Consider the following 6,576-nt stretch of genomic DNA (forward strand, 5'->3'; position numbering starts at 1 on the left):
TTTATGAATTTAAGAATTTTTAACTAAAAGTTTAGCTAAATAACTAAAAAAATAGTTAAAATTCAATTGATAGGATTTTAGACTTACCTAATTCGTGCTTGCAAGATATAGGATATCAAAAAGAAGGAAAGAAGGAATGGGATGAAAGGCTTAAAATATGGGTTGGAATTCCTTTGAATGATAATTTTTCGACAGAAAACGATAATAAAAAAATAAACCGCAGAAAAAGCTTCTCTGCGGTTTGAACAAAATACCAAGTTAATAATTAAGGTCTTAAGCCGTTTTTGCTACTTTACGACGAAGAATTCTATTTTTCAAGGATTCAACAATCATGTATATACAAGGCACAAGCAAGAGTGTCAACAAAAGGGAGCTCGTTAAACCACCAATAATAACCCATGCCATACCATTTTTGACCTCGGCGCCAGCACCACTTGCCAGCGCAATAGGAAGCATACCTGCAATCATAGCGATTGTGGTCATCAAAATTGGACGTAAACGCTCTTTACCTGCCTCAATCAACGCCTCTTTTACGGAAAGTCCTGTTTCTTTTAGGTGATTGGTAAAGTCGACAATCAAAATACCATTTTTGGCCACTAGCCCCAACAACATAATCAAACCAACAATGGCGAAGATAGTCAACGATTCCATAGTCAAAGCAAGAGCCAATAGCGCACCAATCAAGGCCACAGGAATCGAAAACAATACTACAAATGGATATACCACGCTTTCGTACAACGCCACCATAATGAGGTATACCAAAATGACCCCCAGCAAAAAGGCAAATCCGAGACTACCAAAAGCGTCTTTCTGACGCTGAATCTCGCCAAGATATTCAATCGTAATTCCTTGAGGCAATTTGAGCTTATCGATTTTTTTCTGAATATCAGTAACAATTGTACCAGTTGCACGGCCTACTGAAGATGCAGTAACTTTAATGGAATTCATTCGGTCTGAGCGTTCCAATACTGATTGTCCTACAACCTCTGTCACTGTAGCCACATCTTTGAGTTTGATAATAGCACCACGACTATTGCGTAAGGTCAAATCACGAACGTTTTCGATAGAACGTTTATCTGATTTATCCAAGGTAATATTGATGGGATACTCTTCACCCGATTGTCTGAATTTAGACTGATCATTACCTCTAAAAGCCAACTGAATTGCTCCACCTACCTCTGGAATGCTAAGGCCTAAATTGGCAATCTTTTCTCGGTCTAACTGCACAGAGATTTCTGATTTTAAGCTTTTGGTCGAAAACTCCACATAGTCTGTTCCAGGTGTATTACGAACTATATCCTTTACCTGATTGGCTACTTGCTGAATTTCGTTCATATCCACTCCTTTGATAGCGATTTGAATAGGAGCTTCACTATTTCCAGTGATTCCTGTCAAACGAATTACTACTTTTACCCCAGGAATTTTATTGATTTCATCACGCAACTGTGTACCAAAAATTTCGGATGAAACTTTACGATTCTCTTTTGGCACCAAGGTTACAGCAATTTCGGAGATATTACTGTTGCTACCACCCGAACCCATCGCACCCGTTTGCGTACCTATATTAGCAAATACCTTTTCTACTTCTGGTTTTTGCAAAATCATTTGTTCGATTTGCTTTGTGACCAAGTTTGTTTGAGCCAAAGGTGTTTGAGGAGATAACTCCAATTGAATGGTTAGCTCACCGCGGTCGCCATTTCCTGCAAAAGAAGATCCAATAAAACCAGCAGTAAGCAACGAAAACGACCCCACAAACATAATTAAGATAGCAATTAGTACCCAGCGCTTGTGACCTAATGCCCAAGTCAAAATATCGGCATACAAATCTTTGATTCCATCTAAGAAATTTTCAAATGCGATGTTGATTCTTCCCCATAAGCTCGATTTGCTCAGTATTTCTACTTTCCCCCATCTGGAAGCCAAGAGTGGTGTTAGCGTAAACGACACGAACAAACTCATTAAAGTTGAGAATACTACAACTAATGAAAACTCTCTGAGGATATTCCCAATCAAGCCCCCACTCATCGACAGAGGTAAAAATACCACTACGTCTACCAAAGTAATCGCTACCGCTGTAAAACCAATTTCCTGACGACCTTCAAGGGCCGATTCTATTTTACCTTTACCCATTTCGAGGTGGCGATAGATGTTTTCTAAAACCACAATACTATCATCCACCAAGATACCTACTACTAATGAGAGACCCATCAAAGTCATCAAGTTGAGTGAGAATCCAAAAACATACATCAAGATGAATGTCGGAATCATGGCCGAAGGAATAGCCACCAACACAAACAATGAGCTACGGAAACTATGTAGGAAAAATAGCATTACTCCACCCACAATAATAATTGCCAAGAATAGGTCATGTACCACCGCATCAGCAGAAGCCAAGGTATAGATTGATTGGTCATTAGCAATTTCGTAATCAAACTTTTGAGAAGCATATTGCTTTTTGATATCAATCAACTTCTCTTTGACAAACTTACTTACATTTACGGCATTGGCATCTGCTTGTTTTACGATTTCGATACCGATACCCGCTTTGCCGTTGTTCCTATTCAAAGTTGTTGGTTCGGTTTGTGCATCGGTAATAGTACCCAAATCAGACAGCAAAACTCTACTTCCATCGGCATTTTGGCGGATGATGAGTTTGCGTAGCTCCTCAACCTTTACGAGCTTGGCGTCTAAGCGAATTGAGGTACGATTTGAATTACTCAACACACTACCCGCAGGATAAGACATATTGCTATTAGCAATCATTTGATTGACTTGTGCCGACGAGATACTGTAGGCTTGCAATTTGTCATTATCAAGATTCACTTGAATTTCTCTCTCGCTACCACCAATCAAGCGCACCGTACCAACCCCAGCCACATTGGCAATTTGTGGTTTGATTTTTTGCTCAATCAAATCATACAAGGCAGGCTCCGACAAGTTTGCCGAGGCAGAGATACGCAACACAGGTATTTCGTCTGTATTGTAGCGGTTCACTACTGGGTCGTCGGCATCGTCGGGAAGCGTAGATTTGATTTGGTTAATTTTTCTTTCTGCATCACGTTGAGCATCGAGCGTATTGACTCCTGATTTTAACTGAATCGTGATTATGGAAAGGCCTTCCATTGACTGCGATGACATTTTGTCGATTCCTTCGATAGCCGAAACGGCCTCTTCGATTGGTTTGGTCACCACATTTTGTATTTCATCAGACGATGCACCTCGGTACACCGTTTGAACCATAATTACATTTGCCTCAAATTTGGGCAAAAGGTTGTAGTTGAGCTGTTTATAGCCTACGAACCCGAATAAAATTAATGTAACAAAAATTACAGTAATCAATAAGGGGCGTTTTATAGAAAGTTCGGTAACTGACATATTCGTATGATCGTTAGCTGTTTATGACAGAAAATGGTATTGTACTTACAATCGTTTGCTAGCTTTGGGCTATTAGAGGTATCTCAATTATAGCGATTTATCCCATTCTCTGCATCTACTTGATTAGTTAGCAGTTTTAGTAATTTTTGCACCGTTTGTCAAGTTGATTTGACCACTAGTGACTACCTCCTGACCTTGTTGCAAACCTGAGATAATCTCAATATTTTCGCCAATTTCACGACCCAGTGTAACTTTTTGAATTACAGCTTTACCTTCCTGAACTACATATACATAAGGATTTTTGATACCCTCGGCCAAGGCCAATTTTGGAATTTGTAAAACGCTTCCTTTGCGACCCAAATCAAAGTTTACCATCACATACGTACCCGCACGAAGGCTATTACCCGTCAAAGTCAACTCTACACGATAATTATGGTTTTCATCACCTTTAGGAGAGATAAATTTGATACGACCCATAAAGGTTTTGTTCGGGAAAACATCTGTAGTAATCTTGGCTGATTGACCCAGTTTTAGCTGATAAACATCTTTCTCATTGACATAAACCACCGCTTTCAGGTTGACGTCATCAACAATCGTTGCGATAACATTTCCTGGGTTTGCAAATTCGCCAGCCATGAGCTTTCTGGAGGTCACCACGCCACTTATAGGAGCAATGATATTTCCATCGGCAATTTGTTGTTTGGTCAATTCAATCTGAATTCTTGTATTTTCAACATCATATTTAGAATTGCTCACGCTCAACTCGGTTCCGGCATTGCCTTTAAACAAATCGGCATTACGTTTCAAATCCTTTTCTAATTTGTCGAGCGTTAACTGATTAGCTTTCAAATTGATTTGCTTTACCTTAGAATCCAAAGAGCCTATTACCTGTCCTTTGCGTACTCGCGAACCTACATCAATACCCAAGGTTTCGATTTTACCTTGAATAGCACTTGTCACGGTTGCTTCGTTGGTTAGTTCAATATTGGCAGGAAGACTTACATCACCTTCTAATTCCTTGTAGCTTACCTGATAGGTAGAAACCGCCACAGGAAGAGCCGAACGGTCTACAACTACTTTGTTTGCTTCAATTTTCTTTTTGTTTTTATATAGCGTAAATCCAATTAATCCTACCAGAGCAATAATGGATAGTGTGATTACTGACTTTTTCATTGATATTTTTGATTAAAATTGATTGATATAGCTTTTTAAAGACCCTTTTGATTTTTCGTATTCCAATTTCGAGCTAAGTACATTGATAAGTGAAGTCATGTAATTACTTTGTGCTTCTTTATAGGAATAATCCGAGTTGAGTAAGTCGGATAGAGAGGCAACACCTTTTTCGTATTCTACCGTGGTGCTTTCCAAAACTGTTTTGGCAAAATCGAGATTCTCTCGATTGATACTCAAATCTGACTGAGATTTCTGTAATTGAGCTGAAGAATTATGATATACCATCGAAAGGTTATCACTCAACAGCTTGTAATTGGCCTTGGCGTTCAAAAGTGAAATTTCGGCTTGTTTGAGTTGGCTACTTTTGCGGTATCCACTAAACATCGGGATATTCACTTTTAAGCCTACCGTTGAAAAATCAAACCATTTACCAAATGACGAGCCAAACTCATTCCCAAAACTTTGTCCACCATAACGAGCATACATAGTTACTGTTGGCAAGAATGCGGCTTCTTTGCGTTTTACATCAAATGACAAAAGCGAAGCATTCGCATTTTGAATTTTAAGGTCAAGTAAGCTCCCCAACTCAAAATTATTTTCCTTTTCGGCTATTGCCATCCCTTCATAATTCAAAGACTCCACATCGGCAATCTCTTCTGTAACTGGCATCCCAATGGCATTTTTTAAGCGATTTATGGCTACTTGTTTATTTACTTGAAGGATAGACTTTTGTGCAACAATGTTATTTAAACTTGCTTTAGTGCGGTCATATTCTGTTTTTTTGATGACGCCCTTCTCTAAACGAAGTGCCAATATTTCTAACAAGTCTTTATATTTCTTTTCGTTTTCAAGGGTCAACTTTTCCTGTTCTTTGATGACCAAAACCTGAAAATAGGCACTTACCGTATTATAGATAAGTTGCTCTTGGTTTTGTTCTTTCTTAAATGCCGAAAGCTGATTGTTTGGCTCTGCAGCTTTGATACCTACTAACATAGATTTGTCATATATCACCTGATCGAGCTGCACTGTTCCTGTGGTATTGTACTGGTTACCAAACTGTAGTTTAATTTCAGTTGGTGAAAATGCTCCTGCTGGGATTACCGTAACTTGGCGTTTGAGGTTGTCATCAAATGTGATTGTACCGTTTACCTGAGGCAAATAACCCGCCAAGGCTTCTACTGACTTTTGCTTTGCTAAGGCTATTTCGTTTTCATAAATCGTATTACTCACATGATTTTTTAGTGCATAATCTACACTCGACTTTAGACTGAGTCGCTGCTGTGCCTTGGCACTCAGCGAAAGCCAACAGCCTAATAGGGCTAGGTAATATGGTATTGTTTTCATAAAAGAGTAGTTGATTTTAATATTGTTGAAATATCAATAGTTGATTTTATCAACTATTTGGTCAAAAAAATTATTTTTCTGCGTTTTGTTTTAATTTGATAAGCACTTTTGTAAATACATCCAGCTCTTCGTCCGAAATACCTACTAAATTTCGTTCGGTAACAAGGTCTATAACTTCCTGACACTGCTGCATGATGTCTTTTCCTGCCTCCGTAATCACCAAATGCTTTTTGCGTCGATCGGCAGTATCATTTACACGAATCAAATAGCCCATAGACTCCAATTGGTCGATATGGCGCATAACAGCCGATTTGTCTTTATGAATCAATTCAGCCAAATCCGATTGAATTGTTTCTTCTTTTGAAGCAATAAGATTTAATAAAAAATGTTGTTCTGGCAAAATTTGAATACCTGCATTAGCCAATTCACGAGTCGATTGCTTAAACAATAACCGCACCGTATCGGCAAAAAGATATCTAAATGAACTGCGTGGTACTTCCATAATAGTTGACTTTAATAAGGTTGATTTTTAAAATAGTTGACAAAATCAACGATTCAAAGGTAAAAGAGCTAATTAAATTCTCCAAAAAAAATAATAAAATATTTTTAAATATATTAACAATCAGCGGCTTACAGCCTAAATTAAAGGCAACAGGCAACAGGCACTAGGCAAAGAGTGTTATA

4 protein-coding genes are annotated in these 6,576 nt (G+C 38.4%); all 4 read right to left on the minus strand.

Going from position 1 to position 6,576, the window contains the following annotated elements:
- Nucleotides 1-273: 273 nt before the first annotated feature.
- Nucleotides 274-3,375: an efflux RND transporter permease subunit gene (locus ACOVQ4_RS15000; RefSeq protein WP_421821442.1), complete on the minus strand. Its 3,102-nt coding sequence runs from the start codon at nt 3,373-3,375 to the stop codon at nt 274-276.
- Between the two features lie 123 nt (nt 3,376-3,498).
- Nucleotides 3,499-4,548, minus strand: coding sequence for an efflux RND transporter periplasmic adaptor subunit (locus ACOVQ4_RS15005; protein ID WP_421821443.1), 1,050 nt, complete (start codon nt 4,546-4,548; stop codon nt 3,499-3,501).
- Between the two features lie 12 nt (nt 4,549-4,560).
- Entirely contained in the window at nt 4,561-5,892 is a 1,332-nt protein-coding gene (locus ACOVQ4_RS15010) for a TolC family protein (RefSeq protein WP_421821444.1), read from the minus strand.
- A 70-nt stretch (nt 5,893-5,962) separates the two neighbouring features.
- Entirely contained in the window at nt 5,963-6,394 is a 432-nt protein-coding gene (locus ACOVQ4_RS15015; protein WP_421821445.1) for a MarR family winged helix-turn-helix transcriptional regulator, read from the minus strand.
- Between the last annotated feature and the right edge of the window lie 182 nt (nt 6,395-6,576).

This window comes from Flectobacillus sp. (assembly GCF_049240685.1).
Lineage (GTDB): Bacteria > Bacteroidota > Bacteroidia > Cytophagales > Spirosomataceae > Flectobacillus.